At 47.8% G+C, this 24,993-nt stretch carries 1 protein-coding gene; it reads left to right on the forward strand.

Features of this window, described 5'->3' with window-relative positions; translation table 11 throughout:
- The first annotated feature begins 141 nt into the window (after positions 1-141).
- Positions 142-24,972, forward strand: a complete 24,831-nt coding sequence (locus G517_RS0100650; RefSeq protein ID WP_028302788.1) for a hypothetical protein — start codon at positions 142-144, stop codon at positions 24,970-24,972.
- Positions 24,973-24,993: the final 21 nt, after the last annotated feature.

A 24,993-nucleotide genomic window follows, 5' to 3' on the forward strand; every position in this document is an offset into this window, starting at 1 on the left:
AAACATGTATTTTATGTTTGATTTTGTCAGATTCCTTTCTTGTAAACTAAGTATAATGGAGGTTACAGAATCTATCTTTACAGATTCTAAGATCGAGGGCTGTTTAGAGATGCTCAGGTTAATGAATCTCCGGAGAATATTATGGCAAACCGTTTCTCAAATAAGAAAACTAAAAAAAACTTAAGCCGTAAAGCTCGTTTTGAGAAACTCGAGCCAAGGATAATGCTCGCTGGCGATCTATTACTAGATGGCATCGAATCTTTTAATATTGAACCCGATATTATCAGCCCTCCAGAAAATCTTTCAGATACCTTTTCAGATAGCCCTCACCTTGAGACTAAAAACCTCCAAGCCCCCCTTTTAAGTTATCAGCCTGAAGAGATTCTTGTTGGCGATATTACCGACAAAGCATATTGGAGTGCGGAACAGAACAGCGATGTACTACTGATTGAATCTTCACTGTCCGCAGGTGCTGCAGCAACTGCTATCTCTGCCCAAAATGAGCGCAACGAGCGGTCTGATATTTACTTAGGCTATGCTGATGATGAAACAGTTTTATCAGGTTCTATTTACCTAGACAGCAATGACTCCCTCACAGGCACCGGACAAGTTGACGGCTTAGTGACTAATGAAGGTGTTGTCGCGCCAGGTAACTCCCCCGGTGTTCAGATTGTTGATGCCTACGCACAGATGGATACAGGAACCCTACTGATTGAAGTCGGAGGGATGACGCCTGGTGGAACCGCTGAGAATATTTATGATGGCTATGATCAACTGAATGTCAGTCATCATGCTGAGCTGGATGGTTCTCTGGAAATCCGTTTGCTGAATGACTTCGATCCTGAAGTGGGTACGGAATTTGATATTCTGACCTTTGGTACTGTTTCAGGTGGCTTTGACCAGATTCAAGGTTTGTATATAGGTGAGGGTAAATATTTTTCGCCAACACTCAATGTCGACGGTGGCGTTACGTTAGTTGTTGAGCAACTGGACTTTGTGTCTGAATTGCTAGACTCAGGGGTAACTCAGGAGCAGATAACCGTTGGGCTTTCTGCAGTTGATCAGCTAATGGGTGTACTTGATCTGTCGGTTAGTATCGCTGATCAAAGTGCTGAATTAGAAAGCCAGCTTGATTCGGTGTCGTCAAATCTTGATGATCTGATGGATCAGCTCTACACACTGGCGACCGACACGACCTTTACCGGAACCGTTGGATTTTCAGGTCAGGTTGAGTTTCAAGGGCAATATCTGAGCGGTGATTTTGCGTTGACCGCTACGGTTGATGTCGATAATTTATCCAACAATGAATACCTTCTTTCCGCATCAAACCTGACGGGGCAGGCCGATGCTGGTGGTATTGCCTTAATCATGGAGCAGGGCGCAGGTCAACTGCGAGTAACCCAGGATGGGCTGGCGGGTATTCTATCCACTAACCTAACGGTTTCCGGCGTGGACAATATTGATGCGTCTTTTACTGGTGCATCGCTATCCTTTAATGAAACCAGCAGTGCTTTAGCTTTTGATGGTAAGGCTGCGGTGGCTGGGCAGGCTTTCCGTGCGGAAGGAGATGCTGCGTTATCTGTTCATGATGTCTTTTCAGCCAATGGTCAGCTTGTTATTGAGAAGCAGGCAGGGTTAACCCCCGATGAAGATTTCTTACTGTTGGGTGCTAAAGATCTGACGGTTAGCGCTCTTGGTTCGGCAACAGATCAACTGGGTCTCAGTCTTTCGAACGTTGACCTTATGCTTGCCCTAGATGAAGCGGAAGGCTCCGCCGGTTATGCACTTGAAATGACCGGTGACGTTGAGCTATCTGGTGAGGGTGTCGGTAGCGCGCTGCTGGGATCTCTCTCTGGACTAGAGCACCTAACATTACAGGTAAATACACTGGATCGGACGTTGAATGAAACACTGACCTTGAACGGTGAATCGCTAGCCTTAGACTTTGGGGCGGATCAAACCCAAGTTTCCCCTTATTTTGAAGCCCGTAATACAACACTGGATTTTGGTGATCAGGGTGCGTTGACCGGTGATTTCCGTTTTGAATTTATCAGTGACGGTTCCGATTCTGATGGTAATGGCATTGCCGACCAGTTTGATAATCAGTTGCTGATATCCGGCAGCCAGATCAGCGGTCAGCTATCTGATGGAGGCGTGGCGGTTGATCTTACTGATGGTAAGGTTGCCCTTATATTTAACAACCACTTTGATGGCCTGACGGATAGCAGTACGGATGCAGGTTGGTCTGTTGTCGCTACAGGTAACCTGTCTCTCACCGCAACCTCTTCTCTGGAACTCAGTGGCACAGATCTTAATGTGGTCTTTAGTTCATCGGGTACAGCCATAGATGATTCTATTACATTATTAGATGGCTCAACGTTGGATCTGTCCATTGAATCAGGCGAAGGGTTCTCTGTTACCGGCACGGTGACAGGTACGCTCACGGATATTGGCTCTGTTTCCGGCGATATTGAGCTGGTTAAAACCACTGCCGGAAACTACAGTTTTGATGCCAGCCGTCTTGAGCTGCCGGTTATTGGCGAACTGATCGGTGATCTTAGTTTTGATATTGATCCGCAACAGGATGCAGAAGGCGTTGTTACCGCATTATTTGGTGATAAAGTTGCTTTAAAAGGCCAGGGGATCAACCTGGTTGTACCTGCGGGCTTCGGAAATATTGACATTGTCGATGCCAGTTTTGGCCTTTTGCTAAAAGATGATCCTGACGGTGAGGCGCCTTTGTGGGCGCTGACCGCCCTGTCAAATCTAGCCGTGTCAGGAATATCCGGTATCAATAACTTGTCCGGTGAACGGGTTGCCTTCTCTTATAACGCCACGGGGGCATCTGTTGATCACACCTTTGCTTTTTCCGATGGTAGTGAGTCCTCCCTTGCTCTGAGTGCGGACGAAACAATGGCCCTACGGGGCGCATTAAATATTGATGTTGACGGCATTGGCCACCTAAGCGGCGACTTAAGCTTTATTCAGGATCAGAAAACCCTAACATTGTCTGACGACTCGACCATTACCGCCGATCGCTTTGTGATCTCCGGTGAGAATAGTGCGCTAGACATTGATGTGATCAACGATGCCGATTTTTCCCTTGAGGGTGCCGATTTTATTTTAGGGCGACTGGTCAATCAGGCTGATGATTCAGCGAGTTGGAACGCACTGTCTTTATCGGCAGATAGTGTTGCGCTTTCCGGTTTGTCTGATATCGAGCTATCCGGCACAAATTTCTCTTTAACAACAAGCCAAAGTGATCAGACCGCAGCGGTGAACTGGTCTGAGCAATCCCTGAGTTTGAATACTGATTCCGGCGTGCTGGGGCTTGACCTGACAGCGGATCAGTTAGGAGATTTCACAGCATCCGGTGCTTTAACACTAGACATGGCCGGATCAGCACAAGTTTCCGGTGACCTGACCCTTGAGCGTATGCTGGGCCAGAGCGTCTCCCTGAGTGACAATACAACGATTAGTTCTAACCTTTTAGCTTTCAGTGCCGATAATGCGGAGATCTTTGTAGGCGCTGACGCTGGTACTGCTGAAGCGATGGGACTGACTTTAAATACAGGTTTCAATGCTGTTGTTGGCGGCAGCTCTGACCTCCAGACAGATAGTGAAAATGAAGATGCCCGCTTCTTCGCATTACAGGCCAGTGGTGAGTCTCTTGCCTTTAACGGTTTTGGTGATTTAAGCCTGACGGCTGAAGCGGATCAGACCATTGATTTAGCCTTAAATCACTCGAACCTAAGTGATGATTTGGTTATTGATTTCACTGCGTCCGACCCAGGTGTTTTTGATCTTTCATTGAGTGATGCAGGAATCACGACCTCCGCTGACCTAGAGATTGATGCTGCCGGTTTAGCCTCTCTGTCTGGGAATTACGGTATTCAGTTTGAGCTTGTTGACGGAGTACCACGCTTCCTGTTGGCCGGTAGCGATATTGAAGCTTTCATCGGTGTTGATGCTATCGGCGGCCAGCTGACCGCAGGTGAATTGGGCTTGATTGTTGAAGCAACGGAATCCGGTGTCGGCTACGCCTTGCAGGGGCAAGGTACGATCACCAGTGTCGGTGATTCGCCCGTGAGCCTGACTGGAACGGCAATGCTGGATCTTAATGCGCTAGGGCGTTCCGTTGATGAAGCCTTTACCATTGATGGCATTACCCGAACACTGAGTTTTGATACCGCCGATTATGTCAGCCGTATTCAGCAATCTGATATAGATGTCGTGCTGAGCGATGTACTGGCGGATAGCCTGTATAGTCTTGGCGATATGCTGAACGACACCATGGGTTCGCTGGGCGTCAGCTATGACGACGAGGGTAATCAGATTGCCAATAGCCCTCTGTCGGAGTCTCTGCCGTTTATTGGCTACAGTCTTGATGACCTATCCAATATTTCACCCCTGTTTGAGATGGGACAGTACATTCAGCACTACCCGCATTATGCGGTTAATGGCGGGGAAGCCCTGCCGGAAGGTGATACCTATCCGATGCCAACGGACTATAGCTGGGATGCCACAGCGAATGAAGGTGCTGGTGCTTTAACCGCTCAACCGACAGTAAACGGCCTGCTGTCCTATCTGGAAGATAACTGGGTCAGTAATATTGGTGGTGCACCAGACAACCTGAGCATCAATATAACAGATGAAGGTCTCTCGTTTGGTTATCAGGGTACGATCGCCAATAGTAAAAACCTCCCCGTTGACCTGAATGATTCATTAAACAATCTGGGGCTTGAACTTGACCCGATCAATGTAGAGCTACTAACTGAAACCGATGTCGACCTGGCATTTTTAACCGATTGGAACCTATCCGATTTCGAGTTTCAGATGAAGAAATTTGATGTCAATATGGGGGCCAATGTCGATGACCTGCTTATTGATGCAAACTACGGCCCGTTAGGCGTAAGTATCGGTTCTGCCGAGGGTGAAAAGGGACAGGTTAATATTAACCTGGGTGCTGCGGTTACGATGGACGCGTCGGGTAACCTGTCCTACCAACTGACAGAAGATAATACCTCAGTAGTGCTGCCGGTTTATGCCGAAATGGCCGGTGTGGATCTGGTTGCGGATGATCCTGTTCGCTTTATGTTGGAAGGGCAACCCGCGACCGTTGGTGACTGGCAGCTAACCACTGAAAATCTAAACACACTATCCAAATTTGCGGATCTGTCGGTCACTCAGATGATCAGCATGTTCCCAGACTTTGTTGACCTGCTTGAGCAAACCTCCAGCAGCGATAGCATGATCACCAGCTTGCCTTTTACTGATACGGCACTAAGCGTGGTTCTAGATTTTGCTCAGGCTTTTGAATCCAATATTTATGAAGCAATTGATTTCAATAAAATCAATGAAACCTTGACCACTAATAGTACGGTAGCCGTTGATGCTGGCTCAAGTGTCGTCACAGGGCTATACGGGGTGGGCAGTGTCGCTAAAGGTGGGTATATCCAACTGGGTGGCGATGAGGGCGCAGTCTATCAAATTAAATCAGTGTCTGAGGATGGTAGCTCTGTTGAGCTGACAGAGAAGTTGGAGGAAGCCTACTCAGGGGCTGCAGAGATCACCACACTCAACCCATTTAAACCGGGTCTTATCTCTACTATTCAAGAATATATTACTGCGATTAATAACTCAGGTTTACTGCCGGATGGGGTTGACGTTAGTTATGACCCGGTTGAGAACCGATTCGTCGTTCCTCTAAGCTTTACTGAAACCAAAACATTAGGTGATCTGCCGATCGGTTTTGATTTTGATCTGCCGGGGCTGGAGTTATCCACTGATGCGACGGCTGAGATCGAAAGCGATTTAGCTGGCAGCCTGAATTTCTATATCGACTTTGATGGCGAGTCTCATACCGGAAATGTACAGCTAACCGCTGGAAGTGTTCAGTTTACGGATGCGGATGCCAACTTCTCTGACGCTGTCGTCGGCGGCACCCTTTGGCTAGGTAACGATGCCTATCGGGTGATTGAATGGGTTGATGCCCAGACGGTGAAACTGGTTGGGGCCATCGCTTCCGATTTTTCCGGTGAATACCTCCTCAAAGGTAGTGCAGAGCTTGGTGTTTCTGATCTGGAACTGGAAGGCAGTGTCAATCTGGACCGTGATGACCCAGAAGTTAGTGCCTTGTTGGGGCTGCTGGGGGCAACCGCAGGTGGTGCCGGTAGCGATTCTCAGATTCACGCCGGTGCAACGGTTAAGATCACTGCCAACAACCTGGCCGGTGGTGCAGATCTGGCATTGGATGACCTTTTATCTGGCGACCTCTCCTTTGACTACGATGCGTCAGGCAGTGCCTACGCTAAAATCAAAGGGCTGGAAGTAGATACTGGTATTGCCGGTGAGATCGACTTGGGTGATATTGCTCAGATTGAAGTGCATGTGCTGGATCTGTTTAACCCTGCAACAACTCCAACAACCGTTTATCAGCACCCAGCTTATCCGATGGATGTTGAGCTACTGGTCAATAATGGAACGGTTGCGAATAATGCCACGGTTGCGCTGCTGCCGGATGTGAATCAACTTCTTGATTTTAATAACCTGAGTTTTGCCGACATTATCGACGCGGTACAACTGGGTATCGACTTTATTCAGACTACGCTGGAAGAGCAAGCGTTCTATAACTACGAATTCCCGCTGATCAATTATTCATTGGCAGATGTGGTTAACTTCACTGAAGAGCTGTCAGTCGCACTTGAAGAGATTAACGATGAACCGGGACAGAGTGTTCAGTCTTTTGAAACTTTGTTTGAAGAAGCGCTGGGGGTAGAGGATGACAATACTCAGTCTGCCCGTGACCAAATTTTCTCCCTTGCTTTGAATCAAGGATCACTAGATGTCCATCTGAATTACAGCCAGCTCTTTACCGAACTTTTTGACTTCAGCCTTGATTTTGAATCACTGGCCGACATAGCGGGCTTGTCTGATAACTCAGACATTGAAGGACTGGATCTGTTTGTCGATCAGATTGGAGCCAGCAAGCTGGAGCTGGAAGCCATTTTTGATTTGCAGATTGATGCCGGTATTCAGATTACCGAAGGTACACCTGAGATTTTTCTGTACGACCATACTGGTATGGAGTCGGTTACGTCATCTATTGATAGCTTTGGGGCCTTGCTATTCGGGGCGGGCAGCGCGGTTATCTCTGAACCTTACTATGCAACGCTGTTAACCAATATTCAAAACAATACCGCTAGCTTTTCTAATGTGTCCCGTTTTAGTGCGCAAGTAAATATTGCCTCGACTGAAGATGAGCTTACAGACAATAGTCTTCTGAACGCCCAGCGCCAGGAAGCCATTATGAACCTGGCGGACCAGCTGAGTGATGATCTGGGCTTTATGGTTGATCTGACGGTAGGAGATCAATCAACGTCAGCGGATACAAGCAATATTGACCTTTTTGCAGAGGTCAGTGTTGAACGACAACAGGACGTTACGGTAGCCAGTGATAGCTTTGGTACCCATGCCTCTGTGGGGGTGCGTATTGCAGGCTCTGATCTTGAGCTGGGTTTTGATGTTGGGCCTATGTCCCTAGGAGTTGAGGGCGGTTCTGCAGTAATTGATGGCGATGGTGATATCAGCACCCAAGATTACGCCACTATGAATTTGATGCTTGCCCAGCAGTCTACCGATAACAATGACGGTCGTTATTACGTAACGGAGAACTTGAAAGATAATCTGGATGCCAGCTTTACCGGCGATATGGGAATTGTACTGCCCGTTCGGCTGGATGTTGATGGCCTGGAATTTACGCCAGAAGAAGAGATATCTATCTCGATTAACGAGGAAGTTGGAGACCTAGGTGATCTGCTGCTGAATCTAGCAGAAGGCACCGAAGATACAGATCTGCTGACGTTTGAGTTTCCGGCTTTGAACAGTCTGTATGAGCAACTTGGTGGAAACCTGAGTATTTTGGGGATTATTAATGATCCGACCATTTTGGTAGACGGTATCGATTTTGCTCTCGGTGGACTGCAGGATGTTCTTGGCGATGGGTTGGCCAGCGATCTCCCCCTTATCGGTGATGCGTTAGCCAGCCAGAGCGAATTCATTGAAGATATCCGACTGGGATTGTTGGCTGATCTTAATAAATATCTGAGTTCCAATGGCGGCACCATTGGTATCACCCAGGATGTGATGTATGACCTGTTCGCTGATGAACTGGGTATTCTTCAGGATAAAAACGGTGATTCGATAGTTGACCGAAACGATATCAGCATTGGTTGGTATGATGTTGAAGGGACGCACTTAGGTGACTGGGTAGAGGGTGGGGAAGTCTTGCTGGATGCTGATGCTATTCAGTTTGATATGACCTTAGGGGATTATATTTACGGATACGGCCTAGACCTACCATTAGATCTGGATCTACCCGGTTTTGATATGTCGCTTGATGGTGGCTTCGCACTGGAAACCTACTGGGATCTTGATTTTGGGTTGGGGCTAAGTGTTACTGACGGTTTTTATCTGGTGGATTCTGGTGAAGATGAGCTGGAGTTCAATGTTGATGTATATCTTGATGGTTCGCCAGAAGATTTTGATTCAGATGATGCTTTTACCGGTGAAGCCACGCTCCTTTTCTTCAAAGCCACGCTAACAGATAACAACCCAAATGATCGGGCCAGCGGTATGTACGGTAAATTTACCGTAGATGTTGACGGTGGTGGTGATGGCCGTCTGACGGCCAATGAGCTGATGGGGTCTAATCTGGGCAAAGTGTTTGCTTCTGAATTTGCCATCGACACAGAGCTTGATCTTGGCGTGACACTAGAGCTAGATGGTGTCGAAATTTTACCGACACTACTAGCAGACCTAACGATTGACTGGGATTGGGATCTGGAAAACGGTGCGGCAGACCCGGAAATCCATCTCAAAAATCTGGGTATTGAAGTTAGTAGCTTAGTCACTAATTTCCTGTTGCCGATTTCTGAAAATATTGCCTCAACCATTGAGCCGTTTGAGCCAGTCATCGATGCCCTGCAGCAGAAAATTCCAGGGCTGGATGTTCTTGGCATAAACAATACCATGGATTTAATCAATGTAATGATGCAGCTGGAGGGCCAAGATCCGATTGACTGGCGCTTTGTCTACGCTGCTGAGTTTATGTTGGAGCTGCCGGATATTCTGAATGATATGTCCGATGGCGGTGTCATCATGCTGGGTGATATTCAGAATCTTGGCCGACAGGATGTGATGTATGTTCCCGCTGTTGATGTGGCGATTCCTGAAGATTTTCGTCTTAGCATGGGTCAGATTGAAAAGGACTCTTCCGGTAGTAGTGCCAGTTATGGCAGCAGTTCTGAGGAACGCTCAGGTTTCAAAACCCTTGAGTATATTACGGATATTTCTAACTGGTTTAGCTTGCTAACAGGAGGAGATGCCACTCTATTTACCTATGAGATGCCACTGCTCAAATTTAATGCCTCAGTAGACGTGCCTATTGTTGGCCTGAAAATGGGGCCCGCGAAATTTGGAATTATGGGCTTTGGTGACTTAGAGGCTCAAGCTGATCTTGCCTTTGGTTTTGATACCTTGGGTATTAAGAACTCTCTAGTTTCCGGTAATCCACTCGATGCACTAGAAGGATTCTATGTCAGTGATTTCACCTTGCCGGAATTCAGTAACGGTTCGATTGTTTCCGGCACCGGCGGTGATGAAAAACCAGAGTTTTCTATTGATATTGATGTGGGTATCAAAGCTGCTGTTAGCGCTGCTGTAGTTGATGCAGGTCTTCGTGGTGGTATTGAATTTGCTGCAGATTTTGACATGCAAGATATCGTTAAGTCTATCCTGTCTAAAGATGCCAATGGTTACATTACCGATATCGATTATGAGTCTGATGGTAAAATTCGCCTGACTGAAATGCTCACTATGTGGAGCTATGAAGATGGTGGTGTTGAAAACCTGTTTAATGCCGAATTTGGCGCCGATTTCTTTGCCGATGCTTTCGTTGATGTTTATATACCTCTGGCGGGCTGGAAAAATGTTATTGAAAAAGAACTGTTCCGTGAGGAGCTGTTCTCTTTTGAATATGACGCGCCAATCGTTAAACCGACACTGGGTTCTGTGAACGATGGGACGCTCACTGTTCACGCAGGTAGTAAAGCCGGTGATCGGGAATATTTTAACATTACCGACGGCAATGAAGTCTTCTATCTCTATGGCGAAGATGGCACCGTTGGGGTTGAGTTTGACGGCTGGTATGAAGAGTTTAAGAACGTCACCAATGTTGTTGTCGATATGGGTGACGGCGACGATGTTCTGGATGCCTCTCGTTTAGCTGACGTCACGCTAAATGCCCGTGGCGGAGCCGGTAACGATAAAATTATCGCGTCCCAGGCGGGTGGTGAAATTTATGGTGATGCTGGTAATGACACACTTTCTGCCGTATTAAGTAGTACCGCCTCGGTTAAGCTTGATGGTGGCATTGGTAAAGATCGCCTGACCGGCGGTGAGGGCGACGATCATCTGATCGGTGGTGCCGGAGATGACCGTTTGGTTGCCAATGGAGGTAATGACCTACTCGACGGAGGTACGGGCACTGACCAGTTACAGGGTGGTGCAGGCGATGATGGCTACCGTTTTGAAGATGACTTCGGCTCTGATCGTTTTAGTGACAGCGAGGGTGCTATCGCCCTCGATTTCTCAGCAATAACCAAGACCATGGATAATACCCTGAGTCGTCAGGGCTTTAATTTTGTTAATGCTGAGGGTGATGAATTACGGGTTCGTGGCCAGGTTAATGACATTACACTGGGCAGCGCCGATGACCAGATTTATGTGAAAGACTTCCCAGACTGGGTGATCAATATTACCGATACCGGTGGTAATGATGACTACCGTATAACCACGGGGCGGGCAGATTCATCTATTGCTCAAGGTACATTGAATATTGAAGATGATACCGGCTCTTTTGATGAAATCATCATAGAACAAACACAGTTCACAAATGCTCTGAATCTTGACCTAGACACTATCGCCAATGGCCGTGAGATTATTAGCTATAACAACGGTCAGATTGAACGACTAACGGTGCAAGGTAAAAATACGTCTTATACCGAAACGACCGTTAACGCTTTGGATGGCCGCATCAGTGTTACCTCAACCGATGAGCTGAGTAATCTTGGCGCGACCGGCCTTAGGCTGATCGCTGAAGAGATCGATTTCCAATCGGCAATCGAGGCAGATCATATTATTGTTGATTCCCTTAATACCATTGAGCTGGACCAAAATTTAACGGCTGACGATTATGTCGACCTGCGCACCTGGGGTGACGATGCCAATATTGAGCTGAGCGGTGATGGTGATATCACCGTTAATGATGACTGGGATGAAACAGATGGCTGGGTTCGCTTGCAATCTGCAGATGGCGGACTGATTAACCTAGGCGATAACCTTATCACGGCAAAAGAAGGCTATCTGCAGATCCGTATGAAGGATCATATCGGCTCCTTAGAACACGCTGTACTTACGGATGTAAAAGAAGCCTCTATTTTCACCGAGAAAGGAGGTGAAGGTGATACTGTTCTTATTGAAGCCAATGACCTAGTTCTGAGAACAGAAAGTTATCTCAGTGATGTGGAGAATGACGGTTTCCGCCTGCAAGCTAATGCTGGTGAAGATCGCTGGGAAAGCCAGGTTAGTTGGGTTGATACCGCTACGACTGAATGGACCTCTCATTTACAGCAAACCCGCACCGATTTTGGCCTTGAAGCCGGGCAAGGTGATGTCTCTCTAACGCAATTGTCTAAAGATGCCAAGCTAACGCTTGAATCTGGTGTCTTAGCTGCCCGAGGGGATGAAGCCGATATTACACTGACCGTCGATGATATTGATTTTTTCAGTGGCCCGTCGATGGTCATCGCCTCCGGTGATCTAATCATTCAGGCTGAGAAATCAGTTTGGAACTACTTCCTTGGTTCTGCAGCAGAAACCTTTTCTGGCATTCAATACGGAAATGAGGCCTATATTGAAAACCCTGATGGTACGGTAAAAACGGACCATAGAGAGGGTATGGATCTTTCCACTAAAGACCTTGCCGCACTGGCAGATGGCTTTAATTCAGTGACCGTGGGTCGTACTGATGTGGGCAACACCATGACATTAGGTGATATTGGCTACCACGAAATAGCAACAAGTACGGATGCTAAAGACCCTGATGATTACCTGTCTACTTTCCGTGACACAACACACTTAAAATCCGACCTTCTTGATGTTCGGGGCGATGTGCAGGCCCTAGATAATAATCTGGAGGTTGATGCCCGGGTCATGAGTGTCAACGCCAAACAGCTCCATGATCCCAATGGTTTAGGTGCTTCAGGCCTGACCGCTAAAAATATCCTGCTGAACATCAAAGAACAGCTACATGTTGGCGGCTGGATGCTGGCGGATGATCTGATTGATATCCAGGTCACTGCATCTGATGGTACGGATAATAGCTATGATGCTGCCTACGGCACTAACAGCCTTTACACCGATAAAGGCAGCCTGATAGAAACCCGTAATGCCGATAGCGCTATTCTCATTGATACCCTAGGCAGTCAGGAACATGCCGGAACGGTTGAAGCGAAAGGTGCCGGGGCCAGTATTCAGCTAACGGCTGATGGTGCCATCTTGTTGAACGAAGGTTCTGTGGTTGCGGCCCGTGATGCGGCGGCAACGATCAGCTTGAGCTCAGAAGATGTTGTAGCGATCAATCCGGGTTCTGCTATTTCTGCCGGTATTGAATTTACCAATATTGATGGTAAGCCGGTTCCATCCATCACAGGGGCGGGTGCTTCTATTGAAGTGAACTCCGCTTATGCGCTGTTGGTGGGCGGCAGTGTGACCTCCAGTGGTGATCTGGCCCTGAACTCTAAGGGACAGAACTATGATGGTGCAGCATTCGGCGACTCAACTGATCCAAGCTACAGCCCGGATTTTGCCGTTTTCAATAAGACAGCCTACTTCGAGAACATCGGCCTGTCCGATGCGGATCATTATCTGACCGATCACGCCACAGGTTACGGCATGTTGGTGACCGGTACCGTGACCTCTCTGAAGGATCAGGGTAGCCTTGTATTGAGCTCCGGCGACGATCTGGTGGTTCGGGGTAACGTTAATGCCTTAGGTGCCAACTCTGATCTGACCTTCCACTCCGACAGTTCTGTTTATCTGGAAGGCTTTTTGACTTCGACTCACAGCCTGAATGTGCTGGGCGGGCTGGCTCTGCCGGGTAATCCAAACGAAAGCAATACACTGAACGGCGCTGACCAGCATGGCAGCAGCGTTTATATCCATGAAACCAGCCGTATTGTTACCTCCGAGGCTGGCAGTGTTATCTCCGTGGCGGGTGCTCAGGATATTGACCTGCACGGTGCTCTGGTTGCCGGTGGTGAGATTGGCGAGAACGGCGTTATCTGGAATGGCGGTGGTTCAGATCTAACGATTACTGCAGGTGAGCAGCTCCTGGTCAATACCGGTGTACTGGCCAGTCGTGATGTGACTCTGACAGGGGGCGTGCCGGGTACAGATGATAAACATACCCTTGTCGATGATAAACAGCTTAGTCTGTTGATGACCGCCGCTGGCGGCGTAACGTCTGCCGGTATTGGTGCTGATGGTGAAGGCGGGCAGGTTACGATCAATGCTCAGGGCGACATGGAGCTGATGGGTACGGTCGTGGCGGGTGGTGCGCTGTATCAGGAGTTTGATGCCGACAGCGGTGCGTTACTGGAGCAGTCGGTGAGCTGGTCCGATGAAACCGGTCACTTAACCATCAACAATACCGGTCAGACTTTTGTCGGTGGTACGACCTTGAATGCTGGTGGTGATGCCGTACAAACCGGTGGTTATCTGTTTGCCAAATCCGGCGCTGAGATTAACGGTGGTCAGTCTTCTGATGGTATCGGCACTCTGATCCAAGGTGCTTCTGATGTTGTGGTGCGTGATGCCGATGGCAATATCACCGTAACCGGTGTCGGTGATGTTGAGGTTAAAGGCCGCCTGATTGCTGGTGGTGATCTCGATCAGCAGCGTGATGCTAATGGTCGGGTGCTGGGCAGCGATGTAATCTACGATTACGGCCACTCAACCATTCGTATTGAAGCCGATGAACAAATTGTGATCGGCCGTGATCTGAAGGCCGGTGACTCGATTGATCTTGTTGGCGGCGATGATCCATCGGGCCAAGGCATCATTCTTTACGGATCTGCCACGCTGGAAACTTGGTCCGAAAACAGTGAAATTAATCTGAATGCACCGGGTGATGTCACCATCTATGCCCCAAGCCATGTAAATGAGATTCAGGCTCAGGGCTGGCGTGAGTGGTTTACCGGTAAGGTAGATCAGGATGTCACGCTGACACTTCAGATTGATAAGATCAGCTATACGCTAACGGCAGACGTTGTTATCAAGTCCGAAGATACTCAGGATAATGAACTGCCGAGCGACCTACTAGCGGATATTCAGACGGCAATGGAAGCGGCAGACTGGAAAATCAGCGATAGTCAATTACCGGATGAGTATATAAACGGCAGCCTTTATGAGCATTTTGCAGATGCTCAAAACACCGCATCGGTCGACCCTGATCTCGCTATTCAAACCTTTGAGGGCCGCCTGAATATTACCAGCGCCTACGACTTTAAACTTCTCAGCGATAGTGTTAACGCTGACCTTTTAGGTTTTGATACCACTACTGAGCAGTCCTCAACGCAGAAACAAGCGATTGCGGCCAGAGCGGAAGGCTCTATGGTTAATATCGGGTCAGCAATAGGCGAAAACGGCAAGCTTTATATTGCCGGTAAGGTACTGGCCCATGAGTCGATTAACCTTTACAGCGGCGTTTCAGATGATGGTAAGGATATTGAGTTAGGGGCGACCGGTGTTCTGGAAACCCTTGACGGTTCTATCGCCTTTGATGCCGGTGTTAACGGTGAACTTCGCGGTGACATTGTTGCCGGTGGTACTGGCAGTGATGTCGTTCTCTCTTCTGGTAACTCCCTGACCCTGATCGGTTCTATTACGGCTAACGACGAAGTAGTGATCTCTTCGGGTGCAGATGGCGCAGAGGGTTCCACCAGCCTAAGCATTCAAAGCACCAGTAAGATCTCGACATCGGCAGCGGGTGGTGAGATCCGCCTGCATACTGAACATGATATGTCTGTGAATGGTCGCGTTGGTTCTGTGGGTAACGATCTGGATTATCTGGAACTGACCTCTGCTCAGGGCACGATTATGCTGGAGCAGGAGTCGGGCCGTATCGAAACCGATAGTCTGCTGGTGATTGATGGTTATAACGTCGATCTGGCCGGTGTGGTTATCAGTCAGTTCGATACCGCAAGTAGCGATGACTTTGAAGTTCAGATTAATGCCGACAATGAATTGGAAATTCATACGGATGTGGCAGCGCAGGGCCGAGTGGACTTAACAGCATCAGTGATGAGCCTATTTGATACCCAGATGCAAGCCACAAGCTGGCAGCTGGCAGCTGCTGAGATCAACTTCTCCCAAGCAGGTTATCGCGACGACCAGACCGTGATGCTGGGGGCTTCTCTGCAGGCCGAAGACTGGATTCGTTTGCAGTCAGACAGTTTGAATCTAGGCTCCGGCTCCAAGCTGATGACCTCTGCTGATGGCAGTGAGATCGATCTTACTGCCACCAATATGCAGCTGTCCGGCTCTCTGCTGGCCGGTTATACCGGCGATGATGCCACCGGCGATCAGGCTCAGATTAACCTGAGCAGTGATGACCAGATTACGATGGGCGCTGCCAATGGTGGCATTGTTGATGGTCTGAGTGTTGATGTGGGTGCCAACCTGAAGGCAACCGGTGATATTACAATCGATATTAACGGTGATGGTTCACTAACACTGGAACAGAATCGCTTAAGTCAGATGGTGGCTCAGTCGCTTAAGGATGACGGTGATGCCGGTTATCAGGCTGCCAATATTCAGATTAACTCCACCGGAGATATGGTGCTGGGTGGTTATAACTCGGCCATGGATACCGGTGCGTCTGTATCAGTTAACAGCGCTAGTCAAATTCAGATTGATGGTATTACTGAAGCGGATACCTTAATTTCCCTATCTGGCGGAGATGATGCGGATAACAATATCAGCGTTATGCTGAATGCCCATCAGTACCAGTCGCTTAATGGCTACCTGGTGGATGATCAGGGCTGGATGATGAACGATGAGGGTTACCGGGTTGATGCCGACGGTGAGCTTCTTGATGCTGACGGTGAACTTCTGACTGAAGATGCGGAACCTGTTTCTGCCGGAGACCCTCTACAGCTTGCCGGAGGTACGCTGGATACCGCCTCCGGTGGACAAATTGAAATTAAGGGCACCCAGCGAGTTGATCTAAACGGCATGATTGGCCGCCCCGTGACGGTAGAGGATACCCTTATATCCCGTGTCTCTGAGCTATTGATAGAAGCTGATGAGATCTATGTTAGCGGTGGGGTTGTCAATACAAACGACGAGATCAACTTTAACGCTCGTAATATCAACCTGCTGGGTGATGCCATTGTAAATGCGCGGGGCCAATCTGGAGAGGTCCACTTCAACGCCGCTGAAAACATTCTCACGATGAACGGCTACGATGGTAAAGCCGCCTCCTGGATCAACGCCAGCCAGCAGGTTGACCTGCAGGGTGGTGTGGTGCATGTGGCCGGTGATATTACCAGTGACGAGCAGATTTTCCTCAACGCTGCCCAGCAAATCACTATCAATGGCGTACTGACATCTGGAAAGGATATTGATCTGCGAGCCGGTGTTGACCTGAATGATGCGGCGGCACTGTTTGCGGATACATTAGATGTTTCTGCTCTGAGTGACGGTTTGATTGAAATTACAGGCCAGGGGCAGATTGTCGCGTCTGGATCTGCCGAGGTTGTTGCCGGTGATGATGTCCTGCTGGCATCATCCGCTGAACTATCGGATGAGCAATTAGATCTGATGCGACCAACCATTACTTCTGACGCGGTGACCATTGAAGTTATCACCGGCTACCAGAAAGTTGCCACTGGCTCTATCAGTGTCGAAGAGGTGTTCTGGGAAAAAACCATCTATGAACGTGAGCTTGACCCAGAAACGATTGTAGTGGGCAATGAGTTCCAAACCCTTGACGTTACCTTGGTTCAGGATGGTTACTACAATGAGAGCACGGGGACTAAACGTGAGTTCTTTGTGGAAGGCGTGGACTACGATTATGACAATGTGGTCTGGAGCGCGACAGGCTCCACTGGGCCCTCTTCAGAGGCGGCAACATGGGGAGAGTTAAACGACAAACAAAAGTCCGCGGTGCTTAAGGAGCTGGGTTATAAAGAGTTATATGAATTCCGGTTTAGTAACCCAGTAACAGAGAGAACGGTAAATGGTAATCCATCCAGTAGTGCTTGGACGCCGGACTGGGTAATTGATGATTATATTACCGAGGCAAAAGACTACGGTACTGGGGAGCAAACCGAAGCTAATGCGGAGAGCTTCTATAACGGAACCTATGGCGCTGAATCCATTAAGTCATCAGAGCTAGCTTATGTCTCCCCTGTGGTCAGTGGCTGGGATGATAAAGTTATCTACATGCCAGAGGCTATATCAGAGTTTGTAACCCGTGTTGTGTCTCAGGGTGAGGCGGTTAGCTGGGAGGAAAAAGTCGGTGAGTACCGTGATCATGCGGTGGTTCAGTATGATCAGATTAAATCGGACTACGGCCAGACAACTTCCACTGGATATGAAGGCCTTGAGGATTACGGTGATTCCTCCAATGTCAGTATTAGTACAGAAGATAAAGATGGGACAACAAACGAGCGTTGGCTGGTTTCTTATGATCGTGATGGCGAGCGTGAGTTTGCTATCGAAGATGGTCGCCAGGGCGGTAGTAGTGTAAGTCGGGATTATAATCCTGACTGGTATACTTCTGAGGTGCTGACCACTGATGACGCAACGGATTATATTGGTAATTCAAATGCACTGAATGATACCGGTATGGAGCTGGCATTTGATATCAACGGAGTAAGGGTATACTCACCGGTAGGATATGACAGCACTTCTGCTTCTATTTCAAATAGCAGACTTACCGATACGACTACTCATGTTGTCGGTATTGAGTATGATTATATTGAACGGAAATATACTGTTTCATCCGGTCAATATACATTCTCAGATGCAATTAATAACTTTGGAGGGCTGTTACCTCTAGATAAAGATTTAGAAATACGGAGCTCAGCTGAAACTGGAGTTGCATTACCGACTACGCTGGAGCAGCTGAATAAGATAGCGGCACTTGTTCCAAATGATGTATCTGGAAGCCCTTTCCCTATCTTTTCAAAAGGATGGATTGCTTACGGTCAGCTTGATGACAGCAATGGGACTATTGTCGCAATCGAGTATATGAGTAACGGCCCCCAAGGCCCTAGTTTAAGCAGTTTCGATGTACAGCCTGGTATAATTTATGACCATGATGGTACAGATGTTGAGGATGAAGACTACTTCGCTATCAGTAACTCAGGATCAATAGATGACGTAAAAAATGCTGACAAGCAATACGTAATAAAAGAGTACCTACCCTATTGGAAACAGGCAGACGTTACTGAAGCCTTCGAGGACTATGAGTACAACTGGGTTTCTGTTTGGAATGACGTTTACGACACCCGTACCAACCTAAACTACTCATGGGTGAGTCAGGCCACTGATATTACCGAAGATCGCGCTAACTATGAAACCACTGAAGATGAGGTCAAGGTGGTGAAAGAGAAGGTCATTACCTTATGGCGCAATGATCCTATTTATGAAGAGCAAATCTCAAATCGCAGCAACCGTATTATGGAAGATGTAGGCTCATTTGATTATGGTGAGTTTGAGCACGATGCTATTGCAGCCAGTCAGGTGGTTATCACGGCAGGTGGCGATGTTGATATTAGCGGGCGGATAAGTGCTCAGACAGGTGACGGTGAGATTGTTATTCATTCTGGTAGCGACATTACCGTTGAAGGGCTATTACCTGAGGGTGTGGCAGATGATGGTACAACGCTGCCAGCTGAATCCTTACTAAATGCATCTCAATCGGTACAGCTGGTTGCAGATGACAATGTAACCTTGGCCAACTCATCGAAAGTAACCGTTGATGATGGTGATACCGAAGGCCGCAGTGAGCTGTTGATTCAGGCCGGAAATGCAGCGACTCTGGCTGGGGACATCACAGTAATGGATCGGCTTGAGGTTGATGCCGGAGGCGATGTCGCGCTTGAGAGTGATATTCAGGCCGGTAACCGTATTGATATTGCAGCGGGAACATCGGGTCAGGGTAATATCACCAGTAATATTAATGCGAACCTGCAAACAACCTTGATAGGTACGATAGAGATGGTTGCCGGTAGCATTAGTGGTGACATCCAGCTGGAAGATACAGCGATAACAACACAGTCCGAGCTTCGACTATTGGCTGATAGCGGTAGTATTACCCATACCGGTGGCCAGATAACCGCAAGTGATACCACACTTAGAGCTTTAAACTCCATCTCAGCACTAACCAATACCAGCAGCCTGGATGTTGATATTACCGGAATCGGAAGTCTAACCCTTGATAACGGCTTGGGTATGACCGCTGATATTCGACTGGAAGATGGATCTGTAAACCTGGTCAATTATGGTGCGCTGACGTTAAATCATGCCTCGGTGCGATCCGAGGACACGGACAACAATATCGACCTGACGGTATATAACGGAGGTCTTGAGCAACAAGGCGTTCTATCTACTGAGGGCGATATTACGCTTAATATCGCTAATGGCATTGAATACGCTGAAGCAGCAACCGCCATCCATGCGAACCAGCTGAATGTCGATGTTAGTGGCTCCGGTGATCTGAACCTGTTGCTGGAGGAGGTTAATGCACTGACATTGAATGCTCAGGCTGTTTCAGATGCCTATGTGGATGTTGTTTCCGGTGACCTAGCCCTTAAAGACATTCATCTTGCCGAAGGTGATCTTTTTGTGGATACACCGGACGCACTAACCGTTGGAGAGATCAATCTTCGCAATGCGGCTAAGGATGTGACGTTAACATCAGGGGATAGTATTACCGGCCTTTCCTTAACGGCGGGGCTGCAGAATATTACTGCGGATCAGTTGAATCTCAGTGCAGAGAATGCTATTTCAGGCCTGACAACCCAAATCAACAGTATTGTGGCAAACTCCGTCACTGCCGGTATCAGCCTGATCAACAGTGAAGACAGTCTGGATTATTTGACCCCTGTTACCGTCTCTGATGGCGAGACCCCCGAGGCAACGTTAACTGAAACCATCAATAGTCTTCGCTTGAGTAATGTCACTGCAGCGACGGATATTAATATCGTTTCTGATGGTTCGTTGGTGGCTGATATTGTTCAGTCTGATTCTGATACAGGGGCTGTCACGCTGACATCAGAGCAGGGCGATATTCTGATTCAACAAATGGATGCGGCAGAAGATTTGGGGCTTTCCGGGGCCAGCCTGATACTTGATGCGCAGGGTGTGATTAATGCGGATGGCTTGCTAGATGCCACGGAGCAGCTTGAATTACGCTCGGGAAGAGATCTGCTGATTAATACCGACCAGATCTTTAATGCAAATCAGCTTGCCTTTAGTTCAGGTCAGAGCTTAATCCTGGATGGCACCCTGAAAACCAGGGGTGAGTCAGTTTCTCTAACAGCCCATAATCAGCTGACAACCTCTGTTGACGGCCTTGTTATGCACGTGGATAGCACAGGCCTTGCTGATGGTCAGAATTTAAGCCAGCTAACCGTTTCTGCACCTGGAACCCATCTGGACGTTGTTAAAGTGGTTAATGAATACCACGGCATGACGTATTACAACGATTCCGCAGAATTTACGGAAGAAACGTACCCCGATACCCGCAGCGACTACCTCTACGATGAGGCCAATCAGACTTTCTATGCTGAATATATTAATGGCATGAAAGTATGGAACGGTTTCGCATCGAGTCTAAGTCAGGCCGGAGATAAGTCTCATAATTTTTATCTGGTTGATGAAACTAGCGATACAGTCTTTAGCACAGATGGCGTTGCTTTAACGGAAGCAGAGCTTGCAGGGTTAGTGCTTATTAGCGAAACGCTGATGCAGATAGATGACGCTAGCGTACTGGCCCGGCTGGATGTTCGTTTGGAGCAGCCTCAGACTGTATTGAACCTCAATCTGGGTGAACAGAGCATTGACCATATTGCCGTAGATTTTGGCACCAGTGTTTTCTTTAACGTAGAACAGCCTGAAATTGGTCAGCTGAAGATTGATTCTGAGGTATCTCAGGGCAGTCTGAATATCAGCACTGATGCCGATCTGGATCTGGATATTCAGGGTGATCTGGCAGGTCTTTCTCTATCAGGTATTTCTGTAGAAACCCAGGAAACCGCCATGGAGGGACAAGTTGAGCAGCTTGTTGCTTCGGGTGTCCTGGCAGATTATCTGGAAAAACCGTCACTGGAAACAGCAATTGCCGGTCAGGCTCAGATCTCAGTTACTGGCAACCTAACAATGGGTGATTTAGTCGTAGGCACTGAGCTTGCCATACAGGCTGATAGTATCAACCAGCTTGAGCAGTCATTGATCGAGACAACCGACCTATCTTTAGAAAGCACCGGTGATCTGTCTATCGGTAGCGTGACAGCAACGGGTGATGCATCTATTACCGCTCAAGGTAACCTCAGCCAGCATGAAGACAGTGTGCTTAACGCGGCTGTACTGAATATGACAACGTCCGGTGCAGATTTACAGACTCTGGATGTAACAGAGTTCACGTTAAATGCTCAGGGCGATGTCTTTATCGGAGACCTGACCGCCACCGGTAATGTGCTTATCGATTCATTGATGGCTGTAAGCCAACGCACGGATACGTCCATTAATGCACAAGACGTCTCTCTGTCTGGCACCGATATCACTCTAGCGGGTATGACTGCCACAACACTTTCGGTCGATGCGGATAACACGGTATCCCAGTTGGCCAATGGAGCCCTTGTGGTTACCGATGAGATCTCTATTTCTGCTGATGGCAATGCCCTGCTCGGTAATGCACAAACATTGTCTTATTCTGTAACGTCTGGCGATGCTATAGAGATGAATGAGGGTGCCGAGGTTAAGGCTGATGTCATATCACTGAGCGCTGATGGTGATATAAGCCTGGCCTCACTGGATGCTTCGCAGACGCTTAGCCTTCATGCTGATGGTGATATAAGTTCGTCTGAAAGCGAGATGGCCCAGATCAAGTCTCTGGTATTGGATTTAATTGCTGGCGGTGATGTCGATCTAACCTTTAATGTCGATGAAATAACAATAGAGGCTACCGGAGAACAAGCTGCTGTACATCTGATCGATGAGGATGACCTTATCGTTCGTCTGTTAACACAGCACAGCGGTTCTTTGACCGTTGAGACCTCAGGCGATATGGATATTGATTCTGCGGCCTTCACCCAAGATATCGAAGGCAACCAGATTAAGCTTTATTCCTCCATAGGTAGTATTGCCTTGGGTTTTGTAGACGCAGGTTATAACAACGGTAGCTTTGAAGCTTATGCTAAAGAGATTATTGAGCAAGTCGTTGAGGATGACGACGATGACTTGATTGCTAATGTCGTCGCCTTGAACGCCAACACAGAGCAAACCAATTTAGAAATCAGAGCGGCGATTCAGGATACTTATAAAAGCCTAATTGGTGAGATCTTTGGTGATCTAACGATTGAAGGTGAATACTCCGGCATCCTGGACGTTATTGTTCATGGTGACGTTATTATCCGCGATTCATCTTTTGATGCCACTCAGGGTGTTATTCAAGCGGACAGCAGCATTGTGTTTGAAGGTGATTTTGCATATACCGGTAGCACTCTGGAGCTATTAGGGCAAGATATTTCGTTTAATGACGATGGGCAGCTGAACTTAATCGGTTCTGATTTTAGCGCTGAAACATCCGGCTTGTTTGATATGGCATCCGGCAGTCAGATTACTGCTGATACGGGGTCGGTAACAATCTCCGCAAGTAAGATTGGCCTGGGTCAGGTGAGCACCTCAGCGAGTATGACGCTAAATTCTGATGGCGTTATTACAGATAACTCTATCGATGAAGATGCGAATATTATCGCTGGCGAGCTAACGATGAGCGGCTCTCAGATCGGCGATACAGGTGATGCAGATTTAGATATCAAGACCGACTTGATCTCAGACCTGAATGCATTGGACTCCGTCTTTATTGAACTATTAGATGAGACAGAGGCTGAAAGAATCTTTGTAGGTAATCAGGCCTTTATCAGTGTTCGCGAGGGTGACTTCATTCTTAAAGGACAGGATGTTATTGATATTGCAAAACCTTGGGACTTCTCAGTGGTTGGCAGCCTTGATCTGAACGTTGATCAAGGGGCTTTTGTGATGAGTAACAACACTGGGCTTACTACAGGAGCTTTAGCGTTGAGAGCATACGATAGCATGGTGCTTGATACGATTCAGAGCGATTTATCTGCCCAGATACAATCGACACAAGGGTCGGTCACCATGAATGACGGTGCGCAGTTAAGTGCCGAGAATCTATTCATGACCGCTGCGGATGATGTGCTGCTGGGATCGATGGAGATCGGTTCTGACCTGATGGTTGAGTCAACGGGTGGCGGGCTCTCTATGGCTGAAGGTACAACCCTGAACGCCGACAACGCCTCCCTGACCGCCGACAACGATATACTACTCAGTCGTTTATTTGTTGAGAACACCGCAAGAATTGAGTCGGTTTCTGGTGGAATTAAAGACAATCTTCTTACATCGGAAGATGCAAATATCAAAGCGGATGTGCTTTATCTGTCAGCATTGACAGGTATAGGCACCCTAGCGGACACGGATACCCAGGGTGATTTGAATATTGTAACGTCCGTTCTGTCGCTATATACCACAGAGGGTATCGCCAATGTTTCCTCCGAAACGGGATTCAGTGTCGGAAGCGAAGGTATCTGGGCGCTAGGAACAGAGGGGCTTATCCTCAACAGTGCGGGGCTTATCTCAGACTATACAGTCGCTTCAGGAATACGTGGTGAGTCTCTACCCACAGGAAGCCACTTAATCGTGACCTATACGGATGCTGTTAATACGACCATCACGGATATGAGCAGTATCAGTGAGGATAGTAATACAGACGACACTGATCTAGACGATGACAGCGAGATCGATGAAGAGGTTATCGACAACAATACCGGTGATATTGATCTGGACGATGGCAACGAGGTTGATGAAGAGATCATCGACAACAATACCGGCGATACTGATCTGGACGATGGCAGCGAGATCGATGAAGATATCATCGACAACAATACCGGTGATACGGACTTGGACGACGGCATCATTGTTGATGACAGCACAGATGTTGCAGACAATACCTCAAATAATCAGTCACTTGCTAACTTGCTGAGTTTCGCCGAACAGGAAGCTGATCGCTTTGACACCATTACAACGCAAGCTAATAACGTTGAACCTAAAGGTGGAACCTCTCTTCTACTTCAGCCCTTACAAGCATTATCCGAAAAAGGGCTACTAACTCTTGATCAGCTGAATATGAAAAATATACAGCCTTTGATGGAGTCTAATCAGACATCAGAGTATCAGCGCTTTTTATCTCCCGTTGATACTTATATGTTCAACCAACGCTCTTCTATCAACTTGTTTAGCTTTGATCCATCGCCTTCACAGGAAGTCCTTTTAGGGCAGATTGAAAGCCTCTCAAATCGCTTCTTACCTGACCAAATATTAGAAGACTTGGAGCTGCCTATTCTTGAGATGCTTGACCTTTTTGAAGACGACGAGGAAAACCTTAATGGCAATAGAGAAGTCGAACCAACATCCAATGACATAAGCCCGCCCGAGCAATCCGACACTGGAACAGAAGTCTCTGTTGAAGAAAATTCTAACCTAGACAGTGAGTTGGGTGCTTTATTTATAGATATTGAAACACTAACAGAATCCTAGCAATACTAACATTTAATTAAT

Origin of the sequence: Oceanospirillum maris DSM 6286, from assembly GCF_000422865.1 — a bacterium.
GTDB classification, from domain to species: domain Bacteria; phylum Pseudomonadota; class Gammaproteobacteria; order Pseudomonadales; family Halomonadaceae; genus Oceanospirillum; species Oceanospirillum maris.

Coding starts and splice junctions, on each gene's coding strand:
- G517_RS0100650 (WP_028302788.1), top strand. CDS start 142: ATGGCAAACCGTTTCTCAAATAAGAAAACTAAAAAAAACTTAAGCCGT.